The sequence below is a fragment of the Streptomyces sp. NPDC096324 genome (genome assembly GCF_044763015.1).
Taxonomy (GTDB): Bacteria; Actinomycetota; Actinomycetes; order Streptomycetales; family Streptomycetaceae; genus Streptomyces.
Genome location: NZ_JBIWFK010000013.1, coordinates 188,022 through 211,091 on the forward strand (window position 1 = coordinate 188,022; position 23,070 = coordinate 211,091).

Below are 23,070 nucleotides of genomic sequence, written 5' to 3' on the forward strand. Positions count from 1 at the left end.
TCATCCGTCACCCGTCGGACGGGCGGCCTGTCCGGCGGGGGTCAGACCAGCGATTCGGTCGCGGCGGCGGCGAAGCCATGGTCCTGCTCGGGCATACCGCCGCCGACGCCGATCGCGCCGATCAGCCGGCCGTCGCGGCGGACCGGTACGCCGCCCGCGATGAACAGCAGGGGCCGGTCGAGCGCGGTGGGCAGGGTGTGGAAGAGGCCCCCGGGCTGTACCGCGTCGACGAGATCGACGGTGGCCGAGTCGAGCTGGAGTGCCGTGTAGGCCTTGCGCGTGCTGGTCTCTCCCGAGATCAGCACGGCCCGGTCGTCGCGCCGGAAGGCGAGCAGGTGGCCGCCCGCGTCGAGGACGGTGACGCTGACGCGGACACCCGCGGCCTCGGCGGCGCGTCGGGCGGCGGTCACGAGGACCTCCGCGTCCTCGATGCTCAGGGGGGTGACGGCGGTGGTGGTGCTCATCAGGCTGTTCTCCTTGTGGGGGTGTTCTGTGTCGGGTCGGGAACGTGCCGGACCGAAGCGCCGCGGAAGCGGCCCCGGTCCCGCGGCGGGCCCGATTCCGGTCAGTGGTGGACGGCGGTCCGCGGTTCGGCGGGGACGCCTCCGGCGACCACGACGCCGGGCCTGGACGTGCGGCGCTCCAGAGCGGCCGAGATGACGGCGAGGACGAGTGCGCCGGCGGCGAGAGCCGCGCCGACCCAGTTGGGGGCGGTGTAACCGAGGCCCGCGGCGATGACGACGCCGCCGAGCCAGGCCGAGAGGGCGTTGCCGAGGTTGAAGGCGCCGATGTTCACGGCCGAGGCCAGGGTGGGGGCGCCGTGCGCCTGGTCGAGAACGCGCTTCTGCAGGGGCGGCACGGTCGCGAAGCCCAGAGCGCCGATGAGGGCGATCGTGACGGCCGCCAGGATCTTGTTGTGCGCGGTGACGGTGAAGAGGGCGAGCACGACGGCGAGGCCGCCCAGCGACGTGTACAGCATCGGCATCAGCGCGCGGTCGGCGAACCTGCCGCCGATCAGGTTCCCGCCGACCATGCCGAGGCCGAAGAGGACCAGCAGCCAGGTGACCGATCCGTCGGCGAAACCGGCGACGTGGGTCATCATCGGCGCGATGTAGGTGACGGCCGCGAAGACTCCGCCGAATCCGAGCACGGTCATCGCCATCGCGAGCAGGACCTGGACGTTCTTGAAGGCGGCCAGTTCATGACGCAGACGCACGCCCTCGGGCTTCGGCATCTCGGGGACCAGCCTGGCGATACCCAGCAGTCCTACGACGCCGAGCGCGGCGACTCCGGCGAACGTGACGCGCCAGCCGGCGGACTGCCCGATCAGGGTTCCCAGGGGGACACCGACGACATTGGCGATCGTGAGTCCGCTGAACATCATCGCGATGGCGCCGGCCTTCTTCTCGGGCGCGACCAGTTCGGCGGCGGCCACGGACCCGATGCCGAAGAAGGCACCGTGCGCGAGGGAGGCGACCACCCGGCCCGCGAACATCAGCCAGAACGTCGGAGCCGCCGCGGAGATCAGATTGCCGAGGACGAACAGTCCCATCAGCGCCATGAGCATCCGCTTGCGGGACACCTTCGTGCCGAGCGCGGTCATGATCGGCGCACCGATGACGACCCCCAGGGCATAGCCGGTGACCAGCAGTCCGGCCGTGGGGATGGAGACTCCGAAGTCTCCCGCGACCTCGGGCAGAACGCCCATGATCACGAACTCGGTCGTTCCGATTCCGAAGGCCCCGATCGCGAGGGCCAGGAGCGCGAGAGGCATGGTGGGTACACCTTCCAGAAAATTGCACGAGCGCTTTACCTGCGTTCACAATAGTTGCAGGCGCTGGCTATATGCAAGCGCGGGCTATTGCGCCTGTGCTCTATCCTGGATTCAGCCGCTCCTGGACGGAGGAAACGCCATGACAGCCACGGACCCCGCGCTGACCGCCCTCGCCCAGGGATGGTGCGCGCTCTCCCTGCTGCACGGGAGGATCGAGGCCCACATCGAGCGGGCCCTGCAGGCCGAGCACGGGCTCAGCGCCCGTGAGTACTCCCTGCTCGACGTCCTCAGCCGTCAGCACGACGGTGAAGGCGGTCATCTCCAGATGAAGCAGGTCGCGGACGCGGTCGTGCTCAGCCAGAGCGCCACCACACGACTGGTCACCCGCCTCGAGGACCGCGGACTGCTGGCCCGCTATCTCTGCCCGACCGACCGGCGCGGCATCTACACGAACGTCAGCGACGCGGGACTGACGCTTCTCGCCGAAGCGCGGCCCACCAATGACGCCGCACTGCGCGAGGCACTCGACGACGCGGCCGAGAACCCTGACCTGGCACCCCTGGTCCGGGTCGTGGAGTCGGCGAGCACGCCCGTCCAGCCCGTGCCTTCCGTGGGCGTGCCCTCGTAGGGTGCGCTCATGGCAGATCTTGAGATACGAGCCGCGGTCGCCGACGACCTGCCCGCCATCGTCGCGATGCTGGCCGACGACCCACTGGGTGCCCGACGTGAATCACCCGACGACCTGGGCCCCTATCTGGCCGCCCTGGAGCGGCTGAGCCGCGACCCCAACCAACACCTGGTCGTCGCCGTCCGCGACGGCCGCATTGTCGGCACCCTGCAGCTCACCGTGATTCCCGGACTCTCCCGCAGAGGAGCCACGCGCTCCATCATCGAGGCGGTACGCATCCAGGCCGACGAGCGCGGCAGCGGTCTCGGGACGGAGCTCATCGAGTGGGCGGTCGAGGAATCCCGCCGTCAGGACTGCCAACTGGTCCAGCTCACCTCCGACGTCTCCCGCACCGATGCCCACCGCTTCTACGAGCGGCTCGGCTTCGAGGCCTCACACGTCGGCTTCAAGCTGCCCCTCTGAGAGCAGTTGGCGGCCAAACGCAGCGAGGCGGCCTGTTTCACGTGAAACAGGCCGCCTCGCGTCCGGCGGCGCCTACCGGACTCCTCGCCAGCCTTCGGGGTCCACTCCACCGGGCACCGGGGCGCCCTCGTCGTACGGCTGCCGCGTGAACACGAAGGACCCGAGGTCCAGATGGCTCACGGTGCCGTCAGGCCGCCGTACGGGCCGCAATGGCTCGCCCGCGTAGTAGCCGTCGAGCCCCGTCCATGTCCCGTCGCCGTTCGCCCGGAAGCGGGCTCCCCGGCCGACACCCGAGAGCGGGCCCAGTACGAGCCCCCCGTCGGCCGGCAACCGCAGCCCGAACGCCTGAGTCCCCCAGTACCACTGGCCCGCCAACTCCAAGGCACTGTGGTCCACTTCGGGCAGCGGCTTCCAGGGCTCAGGGATCCGAGGCTCCGCCTCGGCGACGATCCGCACCAGGTCGGCGGCGACGGTGAACACGGGCGGCCCAGAGGTGCAGTTGGAGAGCACCACCGCCGCCACGTCGTCCTCCACGCTGATCACCAGTCCGGCGAGGAATCCCGGCAAGGATCCGGAATGCCCGACGAGGGTCCGGCCGTCACGGTGCACGATCTGCAGGGCGAGTCCGTACGAGGCCCCCGCCGCCAGATCCGCGGTCTCGGGCGGAGCGGCGGGCGCGTGCATCTCCCTGACGGACTCCGCGCTCAGCACCCGGTCGTCACCGTGCGCGAGAAAGACGGCGAAGCGGGCCAAGTCCCCGGTGGTGGACCACAATTGTCCGGCCGGAGCCATCCGTCCGAGGTCCTCAGCGGGTTCGGGCATCATCGCGTCCGCCCAGGGGTGGACCGCCCATCCCCCCGCGTGCGGCGCCTGCGGGTGAGCGCTCGTACGGTGCAGGCCGAGCGGTTCGAGAATCTCGCGGCGCAGCACCTCCTCCCAGGGCGCGCCGCGCACCTCCTCGACCAGCGCCCCGAGCAACGTGTAGCCGGGGTTCGAGTAGTGGTGCCGGCGTCCGACCGGATGACGGAAGGGCTGCTCGCCCAGGACGTCGGTCAGTTCGGGACGCAGGGAGCCGGGTGTCCGCTCCCACCACGGCGACGGCGACTCGGCGGCCAGTCCTCCGGTGTGGGCGAGCAGTTGGGAGATGGTGACCTCCCCCGCGCCGGTGCCCGGCACATGCTTCTCCAGCGGGTCGCCGAGGTCCAGGACGCCCTCGTCACGCAGTCGCAGCACCAGAACGGCGGTGAAGGTCTTGGTGATGGACCCGATCCGGTACTGCACGTTCTCGTCCGGGCCGTGACCGGCCACCGACGTCCGTGCTCCGTTCCACACCGCCTTCCCGTCCCGTACCACCGAGGCGACGAGCGACGGCGCCCGTCCCTCGCTCTGCGCGACGGCAATGCGGTGCAGCAGGGCCCGGCGCGTACCGGGAAGCAGATCATCGTGGGATGTCGTCATGACACCAGTCCACCCGCCCGGGCCCCGGACGTCGAGCGGATTGAACCGAAGCCGCCCCGTGGGGCGGCGGATCAGGTCTGGGCCATGTCCACGAAGCGCGAGTAGTGACCCTGGAAGGCCACCGTGATCGTCGCCGTCGGGCCGTTACGGTGCTTGCCGACGATGATGTCCGCCTCACCGGCGCGCGGGGACTCCTTCTCGTACGCGTCCTCGCGGTGGAGCAGGATGACCATGTCCGCGTCCTGCTCGATCGACCCGGACTCACGCAGGTCGGAGACCATGGGCTTCTTGTCCGTACGCTGCTCGGGACCACGGTTGAGCTGGGACAGCGCGATCACCGGCAGTTCGAGCTCCTTCGCCAACAGCTTCAGGTTTCGCGACATGTCGGAGACCTCCTGCTGGCGACTCTCGGAACGCTTGCCGCCGGACTGCATGAGCTGGAGGTAGTCGATGACCACGAGCTTGAGATCGGCGCGCTGCTTGAGGCGGCGGCACTTGGCGCGGATCTCCATCATCGACAGGTTCGGGGAGTCGTCGATGTAAAGGGGGGCGGCCGAGACGTCCGGCATACGCCGGGCGAGCCTGGTCCAGTCCTCGTCGGTCATGGTGCCGGACCGCATGTGATGCAGCGCCACGCGCGCCTCGGCGGACAGCAGGCGCATCGCGATCTCGTTGCGGCCCATTTCGAGCGAGAAGATCACGCTGGGCATGTTGTGCTTGATCGAGCAGGCACGGGCGAAGTCCAGGGCCAGCGTCGACTTACCCATGGCGGGACGGGCCGCGATGATGATCATCTGGCCGGGGTGCAGACCGTTGGTGAGCGAGTCGAGGTCGGTGAAGCCGGTCGGTACACCGGTCATCTCCCCCGAGCGCGATCCGATCGCCTCGATCTCGTCGAGCGCGCCCTCCATGATGTCGCCGAGCGGCAGATAGTCCTCGGTGGTGCGCTGCTCGGTGACCGCGTAGATCTCGGCCTGGGCGCTGTTGACGATCTCGTCGACGTCTCCGTCGGCCGCGTACCCCATCTGTGTGATGCGCGTGCCGGCCTCGACCAGGCGGCGCAGGACCGCGCGCTCGTGCACGATCTCCGCGTAGTACTCGGCGTTGGCCGCGGTCGGGACCGTCTGCACCAGGGTGTGCAGATACGGCGCTCCGCCGACCTTGGTGATCTCGCCGCGCTTGGTGAGCTCGGCCGCGACCGTGATGGGGTCGGCCGGCTCGCCCTTCGCGTACAGGTCGAGGATCGCTCCGTAGATGGTCTCGTGCGCCGGACGGTAGAAGTCGTGGCCCTTGAGCACCTCGACGACGTCGGCGATGGCATCCTTCGACAGGAGCATGCCACCGAGGACGGACTGCTCGGCGTCGAGGTCCTGCGGCGGCACTCGCTCGAAGGACGAACCGCCGCTCTCCCAGGACCCGTTGTCCCGGTCGTGCTGCTCGTCGCGGCCTCGGCCGCCGTTCCCGCGGCGACGGGACGAGGGCAGACGATCACTGGGTCCGCTGTCCGCCCAGGGGTCGTCCAAGGGCTCGGAAATAGTCACCGAGCCACCTCCTCCCGTCCGCAGAGCGGACCTAGCAGTGCCTTCAATTTCTACGGCACGGCACTGACAAGTGAGCGGCCCGACTCCGGATCTCGCGCGTCGGTTTTGCGTGCTTTCCGAGGACGGAGAGGAGAACGGGCGCCGCACCACGTTAGGCCCGCGGGCACCGTCAGCCAATCTGGTTATCCACAGGCCATGTGGACGACGGCCCCGATGCTGTGGAGAACTCCGTGAAACCTGTGCACGAGCCGGTGGACAGCCCTGTGAACAAGCCCTCAGGGTTTCGGAAGAATGACTGCTGACCTGGTGTTTTCCCGTCCACTGGCTGTGCAGAAGAAAAACTTCCCCAGCAGAATCAAGATCCCTTCGAACAGTGCGCCACACCACAGCCCGCACGCCATCGAGTAAGGGTCTTTTGCCTTTTGCATCTCTTACCTGTGGAAGATTAGATTGATGCCCATGACACAGGCTTCAACGGCGCCCAGGACCGCCCGGCACCGGCACGACCGTGAGATCGTCGCCCTGGCCGTTCCGGCGTTCGGCGCACTCGTGGCCGAGCCCCTCTTCGTGCTGGCCGACAGTGCCATCGTCGGCCATCTCGGCACCGCGCAGCTGGCCGGACTCGGCGTCGCATCGGCTCTTCTCATGACAGCCGTCGGAGTCTTCGTCTTCCTCGCCTACGCAACGACCGCCGCGGTCGCCCGCCGTGTCGGGGCCGGTGATCCGCGGGCCGCGATCCGCCAGGGCATGGACGGCATCTGGCTCGCCCTGCTCATCGGCATGGCGGTGATCGCCGTCGCCCTGCCCACGGCACCCGCCCTCATGGAATGGTTCGGCGCGTCCGGCTCCGCCGCCCCGTACGCGACGACCTATCTGCGGATCTCGGTGCTCGGGATCCCCGCCATGCTGGTCGTGCTGGCCGCCACCGGCATCCTGCGTGGACTCCAGGACACGAGGACCCCGCTGTATGTCGCCGTCGGAGGGTTCGCGGCCAACGCCGCCCTCAACATCGTCCTCGTCTACGGAGTCGGTCTGGGCATCGCCGGGTCCGCCTGGGGAACGGTCATCGCCCAGTGCGGCATGGCCGCCGTCTATCTCCACGTCGTCCTCCGCGGAGCACGGAAGCACGGCGCCTCCCTGCGCCCGGACGCGGCCGGCATCCGAGCCTGCGCCCAGGCCGGCACCCCGCTGCTCGTCCGAACGCTGTCGCTCAGGGCGATCCTCCTGATCGCCACGGCGGTCGCCGCCCGGCTCGGGGACGCCGACATGGCGGCCCACCAGATCATCCTGTCGCTGTGGAGTCTGCTCGCCTTCGCGCTCGATGCCATCGCCATCGCGGGACAGGCCATCATCGGGCGCCATCTCGGTGCGGACGACGTTCGCGGCGCCCGTGAGGCATGCCGCCGCATGCTGCGGTGGGGTCTCGTCACCGGGCTCGTGCTCGGCGTGCTGGTCATGGCCGCTCGCCCCCTCTTCCTTCCGCTGTTCAGCGGTGACCCGGGCGTACGGGACGCCGCTCTGCCGGCCCTGGTGATGGTGGCCGTCTCCCAGCCGATCTGCGGGATCGTCTTCGTGCTGGACGGCGTACTGATGGGTGCGGGGGACGGGCCGTACCTGGCCTGGGCCATGCTGCTCACCCTGGCGGTGTTCGCCCCCGCCGCCCTGCTCGTGCCCGTCCTCGGTGGCGGACTGACCGCGCTCTGGGGCGCAATGACGCTGATGATGGCGGTGCGGATGCTGACCCTGTGGCTGCGCTCCCGCTCGGGCCGCTGGATCGTCACGGGCGCGACCCGCTGACGTACGCCGGACGTTTCAGGGCCGCGCACCCGCTGACGTACGCGGGTCGACACACGGGAAGCACCTCGTCGTACACACGCCGGACGTTTCACGGGAAACAAGCCGCCGGTTTCACGTGAAACGGCGGTCCCGGCATCCAGAGAACACCCACGCCCCTCACGACTCCAGGACAAGCAGAAGGGCCGCACCCGAGGGTGCGGCCCTTCCTCTCAGCTATGCCGAGTGCTGCACTCAGGCAGCGACAACCTCGATGTTGACCTTCGCGGCAACCTCGGGGTGCAGACGCACGGACGTCTCGTGGGCGCCCAGGGTCTTGATGGGCGAGCCCAGCTCGATGCGGCGCTTGTCGACCTCGGGGCCACCGGAAGCCTTGATCGCCGAAGCGACGTCGGCCTGGGTGACGGAGCCGAAGAGACGACCGGCGTCGCCGGAGCGGACGGCCAGACGGACCTTGACACCCTCGAGGCGGGCCTTGATCTCGTTGGCCTGCTCGATGGTCGCGATCTCGTGGATCTTGCGAGCACGACGGATCTGCTCGACGTCCTTCTCGCCACCCTTGGTCCAGCGGATCGCGAAGTTCCGCGGGATCAGGTAGTTGCGAGCGTAGCCGTCCTTGACGTCGACGACTTCGCCGGCGGCACCGAGGCCGGAGACCTCGTGGGTAAGGATGATCTTCATGTGTCGGTCACCCTTCCTTTATCGCGCGGTGGACGTGTAGGGCAGCAGTGCCATCTCACGGCTGTTCTTCACAGCCGTGGCGACGTCACGCTGGTGCTGCGTGCAGTTGCCGGTCACGCGGCGGGCACGGATCTTGCCGCGGTCGGAAATGAACTTCCGCAGCATGTTCGTGTCCTTGTAGTCCACGTACGTGACCTTGTCCTTGCAGAACGCGCAGACCTTCTTCTTCGGCTTGCGCACAGGCGGCTTCGCCATGGTGTATCTCCTGTGTGATCAAGAAGTGGGAGTACGGCCCACCCTCGGCCCTGAGGCCTAGAAGGGGGGCTCGTCCGAGTAGCCGCCACCGGAACCGCCGGAGCCGCCGGAGCTTCCGCCCCAGCCGCCGCCACCGCCGCCGCCCTGGTTGCCACCGGCGGGAGCGCCGGTCGCCCAGGGGTCGTCGGCCGGAGCGCCGCCGCCCTGCGGGGCACCGCCGGAGCTTCCGCCCCAGCCACCGCCCTGCTGGCCGCCGCCCTGCTGGCCGCCGCCACCGCCGCCGTAACCACCCTGACCGCCGCGGCCCGTGGTCTTGGTGACCTTGGCCGTGGCGTTCTTCAGGCTGGCGCCGACTTCCTCTACGTCCAGTTCGTAGACCGTGCGCTTGACGCCCTGGTTGTCCTCGTAGGACCGCTGCTTCAGGCGGCCCTGCACGATGACGCGCATGCCGCGCTGGAGCGACTCGGCGACGTTCTCCGCCGCCTGCCGCCAGACCGAGCAGGTCAGGAACAGGCTCTCGCCGTCCTTCCACTCATTGGTCTGACGGTCGAAGGTGCGGGGGGTGGACGCGACACGGAACTTCGCGACCGCCGCACCGGAAGGGGTGAAGCGCAGCTCGGGGTCGTCGACAAGATTGCCGACGACCGTGATGACGGTCTCGCCTGCCATGGGGGAACCTCTCGGCGGGTTTGCTGCTGGCTGCTGGTGCTACTCGATGCCCGAGATCAGCTGAGCTGGGAAGCTCAGTGAGTCTCGGGACGGAGGACCTTGGTCCGGAGGACCGACTCGTTCAGGTTCATCTGGCGGTCGAGCTCCTTGACGACCGCAGGCTCGGCCTGCAGGTCGATGACCGAGTAGATGCCCTCGGGCTTCTTCTTGATCTCGTACGAGAGACGACGACGGCCCCAGGTGTCGACCTTTTCGACCTTTCCGGCGCCCTCACGGACGACGGAGAGGAAGTTCTCGATCAGGGGGGCGACAGCGCGCTCCTCCAGATCGGGGTCGAGGATGACCATCACTTCGTAGTGACGCATGTGGAACCCACCTCCTTTGGACTCAGCGGCCACGGTCGTTCCGTGGCAGGAGGGTTGTGATGCGTACGCAACGGTATCGGCCGCCACTGACAATCGGGCCGCCGATCGGTGAAACCGAGCGGTGATCCCTGTCGTGACCTGGCGTTGAGCCTGGGCAGACACCGGTGCAGAGGGTACAGACTACCTGCACACCCGCTTCCGGTTGAAATCCGGCCGGGTTGGCGGTCAATCTGTACACATCGGGTGTGTATGGCGCTACGATGCGCCGCCTTCCGCAGGAGGTGCCCTATGGCACAGGTAATGCGTCCCAGCACGACCGGCTCACTCTTCGCCACGGACGGCAAGCCGCATCCGCTCCAGGACACCCTGCTCGTGGTGACCCTGGTGTGCGGAGTCCTGGCGTTCGTCACGTCGATGTTCCACAGCCTCCATCTGCTCAGCTCGTGGGCCGGCCTGGTCGGGATCCTCACCGGCGCCTACGGCCAGTTCATCTCCGAGACGACCCGGGAACGCTTCGGACTCATCGTCGGACTCGGTCTCTCGGGCGTCGGCTTCTACCTCGGGCTGGCCCACGGAGGCCTCTTCGGCGGTGTGATCTGAGTCGAACGTCCGTTTTCCCCTGACCTCGGGGGGCTTCGCACGGCACCCCCGGGGCCCAGGTTCCATACGGCCATTCGGGGCGCTCGCAGGGCGCAGTAGGCTTCGGCGCGAGAGCCGGAGCCCTTGTACCCATGGGGACACACCAGCCCGAGGAGCGCCCCGAATGAGCCTGACCCTGAGGACCATCAGCCGAGAGCAGCATCTGGCATACATCCAGAGCCTGCCCGCGGCCAGCCACATGCAGGTCCCCGCATGGGCGGACGTGAAGGCGGAGTGGCGCTCAGAGAGCCTCGGATGGTTCGACGACAAGACCGGCCAGATGGTCGGCGCGGGCCTGGTGCTGTACCGCCAGCTTCCCAAGATCAAGCGCTACCTCGCCTATCTGCCCGAGGGCCCGGTCATCAACTGGTTCGCGCCGAACCTCGACGACTGGCTGCAGCCGATGCTCGCGCACCTCAAGCACCAGGGCGCCTTCTCCGTGAAGATGGGCCCGCCGGTGATCATCCGGCGCTGGGAGGCCACGTCCATCAAGGGCGGCATCCAGAACCCGGACGTGAAGCGCCTGCGCGACATCGAGGCCGATTTCATCGAGCCGCGCGCCTTCGAGGTCGCCGACAAGCTGCGTCGCATGGGCTGGCAGCAGGGTGAGGACGGCGGCGCCGGCTTCGGCGACGTCCAGCCCCGCTACGTCTTCCAGGTGCCGCTGGCCAATCGTTCCCTCGAAGAGGTCCACAGGAACTTCAACCAGCTCTGGCGCCGCAACATCAAGAAGGCCGAGAAGGCGGGCGTCGAGGTCGTCCAGGGCGGCTACCAGGACCTGGAGGAGTGGCAGCGGCTCTACGAGATCACCGCGATCCGCGACCACTTCCGCCCGCGCCCGCTCTCGTACTTCCAGCGCATGTGGACGGCCCTCAACACCGAGGACCCGAACCGCATGCGGCTGTACTTCGCGCGTCACAACGGCGTGAACCTGTCCGCCGCGACGATGCTCGTCGTGGGGGGCCACGTCTGGTACTCCTACGGCGCCTCGGACAACATCGGCCGTGAGGTCCGCCCCTCGAACGCGATGCAGTGGCGCATGCTGCGCGACGCGTACGCGCTGGGTGCCACGGTCTACGACCTGCGCGGCATCTCCGACTCGCTGGACGAGACCGACCACCTCTTCGGTCTGATCCAGTTCAAGGTGGGTACGGGCGGCGAGGCGGCCGAGTACCTCGGCGAGTGGGACTTCCCGCTCAACAAGCTGCTCCACAAGGCTCTCGACATGTACATGTCTCGCCGCTGAGCCGTCCCGGGGACAGCCTCCCGGGCCGCCGATCCGCCCCGAATCTCATCCCGGGCCGCCCAACCGGCCCGGGACAGCCCCATCGGCCCGGCGAATCAGCGACAATTCCTTTTCATACCTCTGATACACCGCAGCCACGAGAAAGGTTCCGGGACCGGCCATGGCGCTCACGCTCTACGTCGACACCGCGCGCTGGCGGGCACACCACAAGCAGGTGTCCGAGCAGTTCCCGGGGCTCGTCCCCGTCTGCAAGGGCAACGGCTACGGCTTCGGCCACGAACGGCTCGCGGACGAGGCCACCCGTCTGGGCTCGGACATCCTCGCCGTCGGCACCACGTACGAGGCCGCCCGGATCAAGGACTGGTTCGGCGGCGATCTGCTGGTCCTGACGCCGTTCAGGCGCGGCGAGGAGCCCGTGCCGCTGCCCGACCGCGTCATCCGCTCCGTGTCGTCCATCGACGGCGTGTACGGCCTCGTGGGCGCCCGTGTCGTCATCGAGGTGATGTCCTCGATGAAGCGGCACGGCGTGAGCGAGGACGATCTGCCGCACCTGCACTCCGCCATCGAGAACGTCCGACTGGAGGGCTTCGCGATCCACCTGCCGCTGGACCGCACCGACGGCTCGGACGCCGTCGAGGAGGTCATCGGGTGGATGGACCGCCTCCGCGCGGCCCGGCTGCCCCTCCACACGATGTTCGTCAGCCACCTCAAGGCCGAAGAACTCGCACGGCTCCAGCGGCAGTTCCCGCAGACCCACTTCCGCGCCCGCATCGGGACGCGGCTGTGGCTGGGGGACCACGAGGCCACGGAGTACCGCGGAGCCGTCCTGGACGTCACCCGTGTCTCCAAGGGCGACCGCTTCGGCTACCGGCAGCAGAAGGCGGCCTCGGACGGCTGGCTGGTGGTCGTGGCCGGCGGTACGTCGCACGGCGTGGGCCTGGAGGCCCCCAAGGCCCTGCACGGCGTCATGCCGCGCGCCAAGGGCGTAGCGCGCGCCGGCCTCGCGACGGTCAACCGGAACCTTTCTCCGTTCGTCTGGGCGGGCAAGCAGCGCTGGTTCGCCGAGCCGCCGCACATGCAGGTCTCGATCCTCTTCGTGCCGCACGACGCCACGGAGCCGAAGGTCGGCGACGAGCTGGTGGCCCATCTGCGGCACACCACCACGCAGTTCGACCGCGTCGTCGAGCGCTGACCCCGGATCCGGCGCGCTCCGGACCGACGAAAGGCCGTACACGGACACCGTGTACGGCCTTTCGCGTGACTCTTCCGCGGCTTGTTCGCTCAGAGCGAACGCTCTCCGGGGGCCGGGTCCTCGGGCCAGTCGCCGTGGGGGACCGCGTCGAAGTGCGCCGCGTGCCGCGGCGGATGGGCGGCCGGGCCGAGGACGAAGACGTCCTCCGCGCCGTCGAGGATCCCGCCGGACGGGTCGTCGTCGCCGGCACGGCGCACCACGTCGTGCTCCGGCATGAAGATGTCCCGTACGACCACGGCGCACAGGTACAGCGTCCCCAGCAGATGGACGGCGATGGCGACCTGGTAGCCGTCGGTGGGCAGACCCTTGTGGGCTTCGCCGCTGGTCGTGTAAGCGAGGTACATCCAGATACCGAGGAAGTACCCGACCTCGCACGCCTGCCAGACCAGGAAGTCCCGCCATCGCGGCCGGGCCAGCACCGCGAGCGGGACCAGCCAGAGCACGTACTGCGGCGAGTAGACCTTGTTCGTGAGGATGAAGGCCGCGACGATCAGGAACGCGAGCTGGGCGAAGCGGGGGCGGCGGGGAGCGGCGAGCGTGAGGGCGCTCAGCCCCCCACAGATGATCAGCATCAGGACCAGCGCCCAGGCGTTGGCCGTGTCGGGTGTGATCGCGATCTTCAGCCACTGCGAGACGAACAGGAAGACCGAACCGAAGTCGACGCCGCGGTCGTGGCTGAAGCTGTAGAACTTCGCCCACCCCTCGGGCGCGAGGTACATGACGGGCAGGTTCACCGCCAGCCAGGCGCCCACGGCGCCGAGCAGCGCCGTACCGAACTCACGCCATCTGCCGGTGCGCCAGCACAGCAGGAAGAGCGGCCCGAGGAGCAGGAACGGGTAGAACTTGGCGGCCGTGGCAAGGCCGATCAGGACGCCGAAGGCCAGGACGCGTCCGCGGGACCACATGAGCATCGCGGCGGCGAGCAGGGCCACGGCGAGGAGATCCCAGTTGATCGTGGCCGTGAGCGCGAAGGCGGGCGCCAGGGCGACCATGAGGCCGTCCCAGGGGCGACGGCGGTGGGTGCGCGCGGTGCATACGGCGATGACGGCCGCGCACACCATCAGCATCCCCGCGTTGACCATCCAGTAGATCTGTTCCTGGTGCTGGATGCTCCCGCCGCCCGGCGTGAGCCAGGCCGCGACCTCCATGAACACGCCGGTCAGCACCGGGTATTCGAGGTAGTCCATGTCGCCGGGGATCTTGTCGAAGTACGGCACGAGTCCGTCGGCGAAACCCCGTCCCTGGTAGAGGTGCGGGATGTCCGAGTAGCACGCGTGGGTGTACTGCGAGCTGGCGCCGAAGAACCAGCCGCCGTCGTAGCACGGCATCTTCTGCACCATGCCGAGGGCGAACATGCCGATCATCACCAGCGCCACCACCCGCACGGGCGTCCACCAGGACGTCCCGAGGACGGCCCGCCGCCCGATGGGGCCGCCGATCAGCTCACTGCCGCCGGCGGCCACCTCGTCATCCCTGGTCGGCCGCACCGGCTCCGGCTCGTGAACGCTCGCTCGCGTCGTCTCTGCACCTGGCATGCCGCACATCCTGCCGTACGTGTCTGAGAAGGGAAGCAGGGACGACCCAGGTTCACGTCCCTCGTGGTCACCCGGCGCCCGGGGCCGGGTCTCCGGGCCGCGGATCGGGGCCCGGAAACGGCTTCGCGCGTGCGCCCCGAGGGGGCGCACGCGCGAAGGAAGGTCGGCGACCGTCAGCCGGAGCCTCCGAAGAGGCCTCCGTTACCGTTGCCGTTTCCTCTGTTGGTACCGGTCGTGGCGGTGGCCGATGGTGACGTGCTCACACCACCGTCCGTGCCGCCGGTATCGGTGCCGCCGGTGTCCGTGCCACCGGTGTCGGTCCCGCCGTTGACCGTCCCGCCGTTGTTGTTGCAGTTGAAGTCGAACTTCCGGCAGGTCTCGGTCGCCGAGGGCGTGGGAGACGTCAGCGTCGCGCTCGGGGTCGGGCTCGGGCTCTCCGTCGCGCTCTCGGTGGCCGAGGGCGTCGGCGTCGGGCTCGGAGCGTCGTTGAGGACCTCACCGATGTCCTCGGGCACCGGGAAGGACTCCGCCTTCTCCCCCTTGAGCGCCACCTCCATGTAGTCCCGCCAGATCTGGGACGGGAACGAGGCACCGTGGATGGTCTTCTCGCCACCCGTGCCGTACATCTGGAGGAACTCGCGGTGCTTCTTGGTCTCGTCGTCGTCCAGGCGGTACATGCCGATCGCCGTCGAGAGCTGCGGGGTGTAGCCGACGAACCAGGCGGACTTGTTGCCGTCGGTGGTACCGGTCTTGCCGGCCACCTCGCGGCCCCGGAGCTGGGCGTTGGTGCCGGTGCCCTTCTCGACCACGGTCTTCAGGACGTCGGTGACGTTGTCGGCGACCGCCGGGGTGAAGGCATCCACGGCCTTCGCGATCTTGTCGTGCTGGAAGACGGTGCCGTCCTTGTTGGTCACCTTCTCCACCGAGTACGGGTCCCGCTGCTTGCCGCTGGCCGCGAAGGTCGCGTACGCGCCGGCCATACGGATCGCGCTCGGGGAGGAGGTACCCAGCGAGAACGAGGGGAACCTGGAGCTGGCGAGGCTCGACTCCTTGATGCCCGCGCGCAGGACGGAGTCCTTCACCTTGTCCAGACCCACGTCCATGCCGAGCTGGACGTAGGCGGAGTTGACGGACTCGCGCATGGCCTCACGCAGGTCGATCTGGTACGTGGGCGGGTTGAGGGACTGGCCGCCGTCGTTCGTCTGCAGCCACTCCTTGCCCTTGTCGTCCGTCCAGTCGGTTCCGTTGTAGTCCTTGATCTTGAGCTTGTTCTTGCCGCTGTACAGGCTCTTCGGCGAGGCGATGGTGCGTTCGTCCTGTGCCTGTTCCGGGCCCTTGTCGGGATCCCGGACGCCCCAGGTCATGGCGGCGGCCAGCACGAAGGGCTTGAACGTCGAACCCACCTGGGCACCGGTCTGGTCGGCGTTGTCGGTGAAGTGCTTGGTCGCGTTCTCACCGCCGTAGATGGCCTCGATCGCGCCGGTGTCCGGGTTGACAGACGCCCCGCCGAACTGGACGTACTTGTCGTTCTTCGGGCGCAGCTCGGGCTTGATGTTGGCCTTCTGCACCTTCTTCACGGCGTTCTCGAGCGCGTCGACCTTGTTCCTGTCGAAGGTCGTGTGGATCTGGTAACCACCCTGGCGGAGCTTGGTCTCGGTGATCCCGGTGTCTCCGCTGTTCTTGACCAGGTAGGAGTTGACCAGGTCGACCAGGTAGCCGACCTGCCCGCCGAGCGCGGCGTTCGACCGCGGCGACTGGATCGAGGGGAACTTCGTGTACTTGGCGCGCGTCGCCGCGTCCAGACGACCGTCCTTGACCTCTTCGTCGAGGATCCAGCCCCAGCGTTCCTCGGCACGCTTGCGGTTCTTCTCCGGCGTGGCGTTGACCGGGTCGATCGACACCTGGCCCTGGGGGTCGTAGTACGTGGCGCCCTTGAGCACCGCCGCCAGGAACGCGCACTGGCTCGGGTTCAGGTCGGTGGCGTCCTTGTTGAAGTACGCATGGGCCGCGGCCTGGATGCCGTAGGCGTTACGTCCGTAGTACGCGGAGTTCAGGTAGCCGGCCATGATCTGTTCCTTGGGAACCTTGGCGCCGACCTTGATGGAGACGAACAGCTCCTTGAGCTTGCGGGAGACCGTCTGCGACTGGTCCTCCAGCATCGCGTTCTTCACGTACTGCTGGGTGATGGTGGAGCCACCCTGCGTCTGACCGCCCTTGGCCATGTTCACGAAGGCACGGGCGATACCCGTCGGGTCGACGCCGCTGTCGGTCTCGAACGTCTTGTTCTCGGCCGACATCACCGCCCAGCGCATCTCCTTGGGGATCTGCGCGTAGCCGATGATCTGACGGTTGGCCTCGCCACCCGTGGCGACCATCTCGCTGCCGTCGGCCCAGTAGTAGACGTTGTTCTGCGCCTTGGCGGTCTTGCCGATGTCCGGGATGCCCACGAGGGCGTACCCGACACCGGCGGCCGCGACCATGCTGCCGCAGAACCCGATGAACAGGCCCGTCACGAGCTTCCAGGACGGCACCCAGCGCGCGGCGCCGTACCGGCCCGCGCGCGGGTAGTCGATGATGCGTTTCTTGGCGGGCTCGGGAGCGCGGCCGCGGCCGCGTCCGGGACCGCCCGGGCCCGGGGGACCACCGCGTCGGCCGCCCCCTCCACCGGGGCCGCCGCCGTGACCCGCGCCGTCGGCGGCTCTGCGCCGGCTTCCGCCGCCCCCGCGCTGCGGGGCGCGCCGCGCCTCGGCACGGCTGCCGAACGGGCTCTCTTCACCTCCCGGGCCATACGGAGCGGAAGGAGACCCGGTGGCGTCTCGCGGTGCATCGCGGCGGCCTGCGGACGGGCCTGCCTGCGGCTGGCCGCGCCGGGCCGCGGCACGTCCGCCGCCCTGCGGCTGCGGCGGTTTGCGACGGTGCTCGCTCATCGAACGATTACTCCTCGGGCAGGCGCACCTTTGCGCGCCTGGAAACGGCGGCTGGTTTCCGGTCCCCCCGAAGTACGGATGCGGTCGATTGCGCATTCACCCGTACTGCACCAAAGACGTTGACGTTCTCAGACGTCACTCGGTTCCCGGTGGTGTCCATCCCGCACAGAGTACGCACCGTCAAAACCCACCTAGCATCGAAGTTCACCCCAAATCAGGCAACTTGCTTCGTATGAATCGGTGATGTGACGCCGTTCACTCTGCTCCCTCTTGTCGCATCCGCAGGGCCGTTCTATCGTGCTGATGTATCGAGTCGATACATCAGTGCGGCATAAAGACCGTGCCGACGAGACAGCGACAGGGAGGAGGCGACGATGAGCCGGCGTGCCGGGATCCTCGAGTTCGCCGTACTCGGCCTGCTCCGCGAGTCTCCGATGCACGGCTATGAGCTGCGCAAACGACTCAATACGTCACTGGGTGTGTTCCGTGCCTTCAGTTACGGAACGCTCTACCCCTGCCTCAAGACGCTGGTCACCAACGGCTGGTTGATCGAGGAGGAGGGATCCACACCCGAAGACGCCCTGTCGGCAACACTCGCGGGGCGTCGCGCCAAGATCGTCTATCGATTGACGGCGGAAGGTAAGGATCACTTCGAGGAGCTTCTCGCGCAGACGGGTCCCGACGCGTACGAGGACGAGCACTTCGCGGCTCGCTTCGCCTTCTTCGGGCAGACGTCACGCGATGTACGCATGCGCGTACTGGAAGGTCGCCGCAGCCGTCTGGAGGAGCGCCTCGAGAAGATGCGCGCCTCGCTGGCGCGCACCCGGGAGCGCCTCGACGACTACACGCTTGAGCTCCAGCGCCACGGAATGGAGTCCGTGGAGCGCGAAGTGCGCTGGCTGAACGAGCTCATCGAGAGTGAGCGGGCCGGCCGGGACGTCAAACGCCCCGGCCTCGAAGGCTCCGCTCAGCAGGACAATTCATCTGGAGAGACGGGCGGCCTGCCCCGGCACCGGGACAGCCCCCGGCCGGATCCGTCCGACGACACCGCCACGTGAGACCCCGCTCGGGGTTTCACCGATAGACACAGGGAGCAACCGGAATGGGTTCGGTTCGCGTAGCCATCGTCGGCGTGGGCAACTGCGCCGCCTCGCTGGTTCAGGGCGTCGAGTACTACAAGGACGCCGACCCGGCGACCAAGGTGCCCGGCCTGATGCACGTCCAGTTCGGCGACTACCACGTCGGTGACGTCGAGTTCGTCGCCGCGTTCGACGTCGACGCGAAGAAGGTCGGCCTCGACCTCTCCGACGCTATCGGTGCCAGCGAGAACAACACCATCAAGATCTGCGACGTCCCGAACAAGGGCGTCACGGTCCAGCGCGGTCACACCCTGGACGGTCTCGGTAAGTACTACCGCCTGACCATCGAGGAGTCCGCCGAGGCCCCGGTCGACGTGGTCCAGGTCCTGAAGGACCAGCAGGTCGACGTCCTCGTCTGCTACCTGCCCGTCGGTTCCGAGGCCGCGGCGAAGTTCTACGCCCAGGCCGCCATCGACGCCAAGGTCGCCTTCGTCAACGCTCTCCCGGTCTTCATCGCCGGCACCAAGGAGTGGGCGGACAAGTTCACCGAGGCGGGCGTCCCGATCGTCGGCGACGACATCAAGTCGCAGGTCGGCGCGACCATCACGCACCGCGTGATGGCGAAGCTGTTCGAGGACCGCGGTGTCCGTCTTGAGCGCACCATGCAGCTCAACGTCGGCGGCAACATGGACTTCAAGAACATGCTGGAGCGCGACCGCCTCGAGTCCAAGAAGATCTCGAAGACGCAGGCCGTCACCTCGCAGATCCCCGACCGTGAGCTGGGCGAGAAGAACGTCCACATCGGTCCCTCGGACTACGTGGCCTGGCTCGACGACCGCAAGTGGGCGTACGTCCGCCTCGAGGGCCGTGCCTTCGGCGACGTCCCGCTGAACCTGGAGTACAAGCTCGAGGTCTGGGACTCCCCGAACTCGGCCGGTGTCATCATCGACGCCGTGCGCGCCGCGAAGATCGCCAAGGACCGCGGTATCGGCGGCCCGATCCTCTCCGCGTCGAGCTACTTCATGAAGTCCCCGCCGGTCCAGTACTTCGACGACGAGGCCTTCGCCAACGTCGAGAAGTTCATCAAGGGCGAGGTCGAGCGCTAAGCACGATTCCGTGCTCGCTGCTGAGGAGGGTCCCCAGGCTTACTGCCCGGGGACCCTCCTCGTATGTGAGGGTGTGACCCATGGCCGTCGTGCGTGACCTGCGCGTCCTCCTGCGCTTCCAGGGATTCAGACGCCTTCTCGGTGTACGGCTGCTGTCCCAGGGCGCCGACGGCGTCTATCAGGTCGCGCTGGCCACCTACGTGGTCTTCTCGCCGGAGAAACAGACCTCCGCGGCCTCCATCGCCTCCGCGATGGCGGTGCTCCTCCTCCCGTACTCCCTCGTCGGTCCCTTCGCGGGCGTCCTGCTGGACCGATGGCGACGGCGACAGGTCTTCCTGTACGGCAATCTGCTGCGCGCGGCACTGGCGTCCGTGACGGCCCTCCTGATCCTGAGCCCGGCGCCGGACTGGCTCTTCTACACCTCCGCGCTCTGTGTCACCGCCGTCAACCGCTTCGTCCTGGCCGGGCTGTCGGCCGCGCTGCCCCGCGTCGTCGACACCGACCGTCTGGTGGTGGCCAACTCGCTCTCGCCGACCGCCGGAACGCTCGCGGCCACCGCGGGCGCGGCCCTCGCGTTCGCCGTACGACTGCTCGTCGCCGACTCCGACGCGGCGGTGGTCCTCGTGGGGGCGGCGCTGTATCTGTGCGCCGCCCTCGCCTCGCTGCGTATCGCCCCGGCGATCCTCGGGCCCGACCAGGAACTGGTCCGTCCCTATGTGGGCACGGCCCTCGCCGGCACCGCGCGGGGCCTTGCCGGCGGCGTTCGCCATCTCGCGGAGCTCCCACGGCGGGAGGCGGCCTGGGCTCTGATGACCATGACCCTGATGCGCTTCTGCTACGGCGCCCTGACGGTCATGGTACTGATGCTCTGCCGCTACGCGTGGGCGTCCGGCTCGGACGACGGGCTCGCTCTCCTGGGGCTGGCCGTGGGCGTCTCGGGAGCCGGCTTCTTCGTCGCCGCCGTGGTGACGCCCTCGGCCGCCGGACGGCTGGGACCGGGGCGTTGGATCGCCGTCTGCGCCGGCGCCGCCGCGGTCCTGGTACCGGGGCTCTGTCTGCCCTTCGCCCCCGCACCCACACTGGGCGCCGCCTTCGTGCTGGGTGTGATCACCCAGGGCGCGAAGATCGCCACGGACACCATCGTGCAGTCCTCCGTGGACGACGGTTTCCGCGGCCGGATCTTCTCCGTCTACGACGTCCTGTTCAACGTCGCGTTCGTCGGAGCGGCCGCAGTCGCCGCGCTGATGCTGCCTTCTGACGGGCGGTCCGTTTCCCTCGTCCTCACCGTGGCGGCGGTCTACGCAACAATTGCGGCCGCTATGGCCCGCTTTGAGCTTCAGTAAGTGTCACATCAATGCCACAGAGCCACTTCTGACTACTGCGTTGTCACAGGGGACCGATAACTTACGTGCGTCTTACGTTCGCGTCACGCACCTACGTTCCAGGGGGAACTCCAGTGACAACTCCGCCGCCGCCTCAGGGCCAGAACCCCTACGCGCAGGGGCAGCCGCCCCAGGGTGGCAACCCGTTCGCGCAGGGGCAGCCCCCGCAGGGATACCCGCAGCAGCCGGGTCAGCCCGGATTCCCGCAGCAGCCGGCCGCCGGTTTCGCCCCGGCCCCGCCGCAGCGCCCGAAGCGCGGCATCAAGCAGTACCTGCGCGGCGCCGTCATCATCGCTGCCGTGATAGCCGCCGGCGTGGGCTACCTGGCGAGCCGGCACGACCCGGACACCGCCAAGGTCGGCGACTGCATGAGCATCAGCAACCCGGACAGCAGCACGGACCCGGGCCTGAAGGTCGTGGGCTGCGGCGACGCCAAGGCGAAGTACAAGGTCGCGCAGAAGAAGACCGACAACTCCGGCTGCGACCGCACCAAGTACGCCGAGTACACCGAGACGGGCAAGGACGACTTCACCCTCTGCCTGGAGGAGCTCTCCGCCAAGTAGGGCCGGGCGCCAACGCGAAGGGGCGGTGTTTCACGTGAAACACCGCCCCTTCGCGTTGGCCGACGTCAATGTTTCACGTGAAACATGACGGTCCGGCGCTCTCTCAGCCCTGCTCGGCCCACCACTCCTTGAGCGCCGCCACCGCCGCGTCGTGCTCCATCGGCCCGTTCTCCAGCCGCAGCTCCAGCAGGAACTTGTAGGCCTGGCCGATCGCGGGGCCGGGGCCGATACCCAGGATTCCCATGATCTCGTTGCCGTCGAGGTCCGGGCGGATCGCGTCGAGCTCTTCCTGCTCCTTGAGCTGCTCGATGCGCTCCTCCAGCCCGTCGTAGGCGCGGGAGAGGGCGGTCGCCTTGCGCTTGTTGCGCGTGGTGCAGTCGGAGCGGGTCAGCTTGTGGAGGCGGTCGAGAAGCGGGCCGGCGTCACGTACATAGCGGCGGACGGCCGAGTCCGTCCACTCACCCGTGCCGTACCCGTGGAATCGCAGATGCAGCTCGACCAGACGTGAGACGTCCTTGACGAGATCGTTCGAGTATTTGAGCGCCGTCATCCGCTTCTTGGTCATCTTGGCACCCACCATCTCGTGGTGGTGGAAGGAGACCCGCCCGTCCTGCTCGAAGCGACGGGTCCGCGGCTTGCCGATGTCGTGGAGCAGCGCGGCGAGCCTGAGCGTGAGATCGGGCCCGTTCTCCTCCAGTGCCATCGCCTGTTCCAGAACGATCAGCGTGTGCTCGTAGACGTCCTTGTGACGGTGGTGCTCGTCCCGCTCCAGGCGCAGGGCGGGAAGCTCCGGGAGTACGTGCTCGGCGAGCCCCGTGTCCACGAGCAGCGTCAGACCCTTGCGCGGGTGGGCGGACTGGATCAGCTTGTTCAGTTCGTCCCGCACCCGCTCCGCGGAGACGATCTCGATACGCCCGGCCATGTCCGTCATGGCGGCGACGACCTCGGGTGCCACCTCGAAGTCGAGCTGCGCGGCGAACCGCGCGGCGCGCATCATCCGCAGCGGGTCGTCGGAGAAGGACGCCTCCGGGGTGCCCGGGGTGCGCAGAACACGGGCGGCGAGGTCGTCCAGACCGCCGTACGGGTCGATGAACTCCTTCTCCGGCAGCGCGACGGCCATGGCGTTCACCGTGAAGTCGCGACGCACGAGGTCTTCCTCGATGGAGTCGCCGTAGGAGACCTCCGGCTTGCGCGAGGTCCGGTCGTACGCCTCGGAGCGGTAGGTCGTGATCTCGATCTGGAACGACTGCTCCACATCGCCCACACGGGCTTCCTTCTGCGCACCGACCGTGCCGAAGGCGATCCCGACCTCCCACAGCGCGTCCGCCCAGGGCCGGACGATCTTCAGTACGTCCTCGGGCCGGGCGTCCGTCGTGAAGTCCAGGTCATTGCCGAGCCGGCCGAGGAGCGCGTCCCGGACCGAGCCGCCGACCAGGGCGAGCGAGAACCCGGCCTCCTGGAAACGGCGGGCGAGCTCGTCGGCGACAGGAGACACCCGCAGCAGTTCACTCACCGCGCGGCGCTGCACCTGGCTCAGGGCACTGGAATTGTCTTCGTTGGCGTTCGGCACAACAGAAAAGGGTACGTGGCCGAGGGGGTGGGGGCGCCCGGATAAATCCCACACCCGTGCCCCACAATCTTTTCGCGGGCAGAATACGCGCACATACAGGACAGTCGGCCCTCATCCCTGATCTTGCGGACCACTCCGCGGCAC

The 23,070-nt window shown here is 68.3% G+C and carries 21 protein-coding genes; 10 read left to right on the forward strand and 11 right to left on the reverse strand.

Going from position 1 to position 23,070, the window contains the following annotated elements:
- Positions 1 to 41: 41 nt before the first annotated feature.
- The gene (locus ACIQ7M_RS31880; protein WP_403650858.1) at positions 42 to 464 is read right to left on the reverse strand and encodes a heme-binding protein; all 423 of its coding nucleotides are present in this window, start codon (positions 462 to 464) and stop codon (positions 42 to 44) included.
- Positions 465 to 565: 101 nt separating this feature from the next.
- Positions 566 to 1,774 (reverse strand): MFS transporter, encoded by a 1,209-nt coding sequence (locus tag ACIQ7M_RS31885; protein WP_403650860.1) that lies wholly within the window; start codon positions 1,772 to 1,774, stop codon positions 566 to 568.
- Positions 1,775 to 1,913: 139 nt separating this feature from the next.
- Here ACIQ7M_RS31885 and ACIQ7M_RS31890 point away from each other — a divergent pair, with 139 nt between their 5' ends.
- Together ACIQ7M_RS31890 and ACIQ7M_RS31895 are read left to right on the forward strand one after the other, a co-directional pair.
- Entirely contained in the window at positions 1,914 to 2,402 is a 489-nt protein-coding gene (locus ACIQ7M_RS31890) for a MarR family transcriptional regulator (RefSeq protein ID WP_355760312.1), read from the forward strand.
- A gap of 9 nt (positions 2,403 to 2,411) precedes the next feature.
- Positions 2,412 to 2,864 (forward strand): GNAT family N-acetyltransferase, encoded by a 453-nt coding sequence (locus tag ACIQ7M_RS31895; protein ID WP_403650863.1) that lies wholly within the window; start codon positions 2,412 to 2,414, stop codon positions 2,862 to 2,864.
- Between the two features lie 72 nt (positions 2,865 to 2,936).
- On the opposite strand, the gene ACIQ7M_RS31900 is transcribed toward ACIQ7M_RS31895, so the two are convergent.
- Positions 2,937 to 4,322 (reverse strand): serine hydrolase domain-containing protein, encoded by a 1,386-nt coding sequence (locus ACIQ7M_RS31900; RefSeq protein WP_403650865.1) that lies wholly within the window; start codon positions 4,320 to 4,322, stop codon positions 2,937 to 2,939.
- 71 nt (positions 4,323 to 4,393) lie between these two features.
- Positions 4,394 to 5,863 (reverse strand): replicative DNA helicase, encoded by a 1,470-nt coding sequence (gene dnaB, locus ACIQ7M_RS31905; protein ID WP_355760321.1) that lies wholly within the window; start codon positions 5,861 to 5,863, stop codon positions 4,394 to 4,396.
- Between the two features lie 459 nt (positions 5,864 to 6,322).
- Here dnaB and ACIQ7M_RS31910 point away from each other — a divergent pair, with 459 nt between their 5' ends.
- Positions 6,323 to 7,660, forward strand: coding sequence for an MATE family efflux transporter (locus ACIQ7M_RS31910; protein WP_403650867.1), 1,338 nt, complete (start codon positions 6,323 to 6,325; stop codon positions 7,658 to 7,660).
- 231 nt (positions 7,661 to 7,891) lie between these two features.
- On the opposite strand, the gene rplI is transcribed toward ACIQ7M_RS31910, so the two are convergent.
- The 4 genes from rplI to rpsF all read right to left on the reverse strand — a co-directional run bounded on the left by rplI (position 7,892) and on the right by rpsF (position 9,627).
- Positions 7,892 to 8,338, reverse strand: coding sequence for a 50S ribosomal protein L9 (rplI, locus tag ACIQ7M_RS31915; RefSeq protein ID WP_355760326.1), 447 nt, complete (start codon positions 8,336 to 8,338; stop codon positions 7,892 to 7,894).
- An 18-nt stretch (positions 8,339 to 8,356) separates the two neighbouring features.
- Entirely contained in the window at positions 8,357 to 8,593 is a 237-nt protein-coding gene (gene rpsR, locus ACIQ7M_RS31920; RefSeq protein ID WP_003949403.1) for a 30S ribosomal protein S18, read from the reverse strand.
- Between the two features lie 57 nt (positions 8,594 to 8,650).
- Positions 8,651 to 9,262, reverse strand: coding sequence for a single-stranded DNA-binding protein (locus ACIQ7M_RS31925; RefSeq protein ID WP_403650870.1), 612 nt, complete (start codon positions 9,260 to 9,262; stop codon positions 8,651 to 8,653).
- A gap of 74 nt (positions 9,263 to 9,336) precedes the next feature.
- Positions 9,337 to 9,627, reverse strand: a complete 291-nt coding sequence (gene rpsF / locus ACIQ7M_RS31930; RefSeq protein WP_037615007.1) for a 30S ribosomal protein S6 — start codon at positions 9,625 to 9,627, stop codon at positions 9,337 to 9,339.
- Positions 9,628 to 9,915: 288 nt separating this feature from the next.
- Here rpsF and ACIQ7M_RS31935 point away from each other — a divergent pair, with 288 nt between their 5' ends.
- The 3 genes from ACIQ7M_RS31935 (at position 9,916) to ACIQ7M_RS31945 (ending at position 12,704) form a co-directional block, all read left to right on the forward strand.
- Complete coding sequence (locus ACIQ7M_RS31935) at positions 9,916 to 10,227, forward strand: hypothetical protein (RefSeq protein WP_355760333.1); 312 nt, start codon at positions 9,916 to 9,918, stop codon at positions 10,225 to 10,227.
- Positions 10,228 to 10,390: 163 nt separating this feature from the next.
- Complete coding sequence (gene femX / locus ACIQ7M_RS31940) at positions 10,391 to 11,512, forward strand: peptidoglycan bridge formation glycyltransferase FemX (protein ID WP_328450519.1); 1,122 nt, start codon at positions 10,391 to 10,393, stop codon at positions 11,510 to 11,512.
- 160 nt (positions 11,513 to 11,672) lie between these two features.
- Entirely contained in the window at positions 11,673 to 12,704 is a 1,032-nt protein-coding gene (locus tag ACIQ7M_RS31945; protein ID WP_355760338.1) for an alanine racemase, read from the forward strand.
- A gap of 89 nt (positions 12,705 to 12,793) precedes the next feature.
- Here ACIQ7M_RS31945 and ACIQ7M_RS31950 read toward each other — a convergent pair whose 3' ends face one another.
- Together ACIQ7M_RS31950 and ACIQ7M_RS31955 are read right to left on the reverse strand one after the other, a co-directional pair.
- Positions 12,794 to 14,299, reverse strand: coding sequence for a glycosyltransferase family 87 protein (locus tag ACIQ7M_RS31950; protein WP_403650873.1), 1,506 nt, complete (start codon positions 14,297 to 14,299; stop codon positions 12,794 to 12,796).
- Positions 14,300 to 14,472: 173 nt separating this feature from the next.
- Entirely contained in the window at positions 14,473 to 17,226 is a 2,754-nt protein-coding gene (locus tag ACIQ7M_RS31955) for a transglycosylase domain-containing protein (RefSeq protein WP_403650875.1), read from the reverse strand.
- Between the two features lie 374 nt (positions 17,227 to 17,600).
- Here ACIQ7M_RS31955 and ACIQ7M_RS31960 point away from each other — a divergent pair, with 374 nt between their 5' ends.
- From ACIQ7M_RS31960 to ACIQ7M_RS31975, 4 genes are all read left to right on the forward strand, one after another.
- Positions 17,601 to 18,284, forward strand: a complete 684-nt coding sequence (locus ACIQ7M_RS31960; protein ID WP_355760347.1) for a PadR family transcriptional regulator — start codon at positions 17,601 to 17,603, stop codon at positions 18,282 to 18,284.
- A 44-nt stretch (positions 18,285 to 18,328) separates the two neighbouring features.
- The gene (locus ACIQ7M_RS31965) at positions 18,329 to 19,411 is read left to right on the forward strand and encodes an inositol-3-phosphate synthase (RefSeq protein ID WP_355760350.1); all 1,083 of its coding nucleotides are present in this window, start codon (positions 18,329 to 18,331) and stop codon (positions 19,409 to 19,411) included.
- Between the two features lie 80 nt (positions 19,412 to 19,491).
- Positions 19,492 to 20,754, forward strand: coding sequence for an MFS transporter (locus tag ACIQ7M_RS31970; protein WP_403650878.1), 1,263 nt, complete (start codon positions 19,492 to 19,494; stop codon positions 20,752 to 20,754).
- A 113-nt stretch (positions 20,755 to 20,867) separates the two neighbouring features.
- A complete protein-coding gene (locus ACIQ7M_RS31975; RefSeq protein ID WP_403650880.1) occupies positions 20,868 to 21,356 on the forward strand; it encodes a hypothetical protein in 489 nt (162 codons plus the stop codon).
- Positions 21,357 to 21,459: 103 nt separating this feature from the next.
- On the opposite strand, the gene ACIQ7M_RS31980 is transcribed toward ACIQ7M_RS31975, so the two are convergent.
- The gene (locus ACIQ7M_RS31980) at positions 21,460 to 22,926 is read right to left on the reverse strand and encodes a CCA tRNA nucleotidyltransferase (protein WP_403650882.1); all 1,467 of its coding nucleotides are present in this window, start codon (positions 22,924 to 22,926) and stop codon (positions 21,460 to 21,462) included.
- Between the last annotated feature and the right edge of the window lie 144 nt (positions 22,927 to 23,070).